Annotated in this window: 1 protein-coding gene; it reads left to right on the forward strand. The window is 72.8% G+C overall.

Annotation, left to right across the window (positions count from 1 at the left end; all coding sequences use genetic code 11):
• A partial coding sequence (gene nirB / locus ESO86_RS15880; RefSeq protein WP_129235827.1) for a nitrite reductase large subunit NirB occupies positions 1-2,139 on the forward strand: 2,139 nt, incomplete at both ends.

Here is a 2,139-nt window from a genome sequence, read left to right on the forward strand (position 1 = left end):
TCGCCGGCGGCGGGCTGCTCGGGCTCGAGGCCGCGGGCGGCCTCGCGAAGCTCGGCGCGGACGCCGCGATCGTCCACTCCGGATCATGGCTCATGTCGGCGCAGCTCGACGAGGGCGCCGGGCGCGCGCTCGGGCGCATCATCGCCGCACAGGGCATCGACCTGCACCTCGGGGTCCGCCCCGCGAGGGTGCTCACCGGCAGCGGCGGCGTCGTGGGGGTGGAGCTCACCGACGACCGCCGCGTCGACGCCGATCTCGTCGTGTTCGCGATCGGGATCACGCCGCGCGACGAGCTGGCTCGGGCGATGGGGCTCGAGCTCGGCCCGCGCGGAGGCGTCGCGATCGACACGGCCTGCGCGGCATCCGCCCCGAACGTCTGGGCGATCGGCGAGGTCGCGAGCTTCGAGGGGCGCTGCACCGGCCTCGTGGCTCCGGCCAACGCGATGGCCGAGGTCGTCGCCGACCGCCTGCTCGGCGGCGCGGCCGAGTTCACGACCATCGACGATGCGACGAAGCTCAAGCTGTCGGGCGTCGACGTGGCCAGCTTCGGCGACGCGCTCGCGCGAACCGAACAGGCGCTCGAGATCGTCTACGCCGACCCGGCGCGCGGCATGTACCAGAAGCTCGTGGTGACCGATGATGCCAAGACGCTGCTCGGCGGCGTCTTCGTCGGCGACGCCTCGCCGTACGCGTCGCTGCGGCCCCTGCTCGGCACCGAGCTGTCGGGCGAGCCCGCCGCGTACCTGTCGGCGTCGGGCATGGAGGCGCCCGCGGGCGACGAGCTCCCGGCATCCGCCCTCGTCTGCGCCTGCAACAACGTCGCGGCCGGGACGATCCGCGACGCGGTCAACGGGCCGCACGGCGACCACCGGGCGGGCTGCGCCGAACTCGGTCCGCTGAAGGCGTGCACGCGAGCCGGCACCCAGTGCGGATCGTGCGTGCCGCTCGTGAAGAAGCTGCTCGAGGCCGAGCTGAGGAAGTCGGGCCGGACCGTCTCGCGCGCACTGTGCGAGCACTTCCCGATCTCCCGGCAGGAGATCTTCGAATCCGTCCGCGTGCTCGGACTGACCTCGTTCGAGGAGATCATCGGCCGCCTCGGCAGCGGGCGCGGCTGCGACGTCTGCAAGCCCGTGGTCGCCTCGGTGCTCGCCGCACAGCACGGCTCGTACATCCTCGACGGCGGCCGCGGCGGCCTGCAGGACACCAACGACCGCGCCATGGCGAACATGCAGAAGGACGGCACCTACTCGGTCGTGCCGCGGATCCCGGCCGGTGAGATCACGCCGCAGAAGCTCGCGGTGATCGCGCAGGTCGCGACCGACTTCGGCCTCTACACGAAGATCACGGGCGGCCAGCGCATCGACCTGTTCGGAGCGCGGCTCGACCAGCTCCCCGAGATCTGGAAGCGGCTCGTCGAGGCCGGCTTCGAATCCGGCCAGGCGTACGGCAAGGCGCTGCGGAACGTGAAGAGCTGCGTCGGCTCCACGTGGTGCCGCTACGGGGTCCAGGACTCGGTCGCGATGGCGATCCGCCTCGAGCTCCGCTACCGCGGCCTGCGGTCGCCGCACAAGCTGAAGTTCGGCGTCTCCGGCTGCGCGCGCGAGTGCGCCGAGGCGCGCGGCAAGGACGTCGGCGTGATCGCGACCGACCAGGGCTGGAACCTCTACGTCGGCGGCAACGGCGGCTTCCAGCCGGCGCACGCGCAGCTGCTCGCGAGCGACCTCGACGACGAGACGCTCATCCGCTACATCGACCGCTACATGATGTACTACATCCGCACCGCCGACCGGCTGCAGCGCACCGCACGCTGGATGGAGGACCTCGACGGCGGCCTCGACCACGTCCGCGACGTCGTGGTGCACGACTCGCTCGGGCTCGCCGACGAGCTCGAGGCGGCGATGGCCGCGCACGTCGACACGTACGAGGACGAGTGGGCGGCGACTCTCGCCGACCCCGATCGGCTGCGCAGGTTCCGCCCGTTCGTGAACGCCCCGGACCCCGACGACCCCCGGAGCGCGGTCGTCTCCGGCCTCGCGCGCGTCGAGGAGCGCGGCCAGCTGCGGCCCGCGCGACCGGACGAGATCGCACGCGGCGAGGCGGTGCTCGTCGCCGGACCGACCATCCCGGTGCGCGGGGACG

This window comes from Agromyces binzhouensis, assembly GCF_004135055.1.
In the GTDB taxonomy this organism is placed as follows: Bacteria; Actinomycetota; Actinomycetes; order Actinomycetales; family Microbacteriaceae; genus Agromyces; species Agromyces binzhouensis.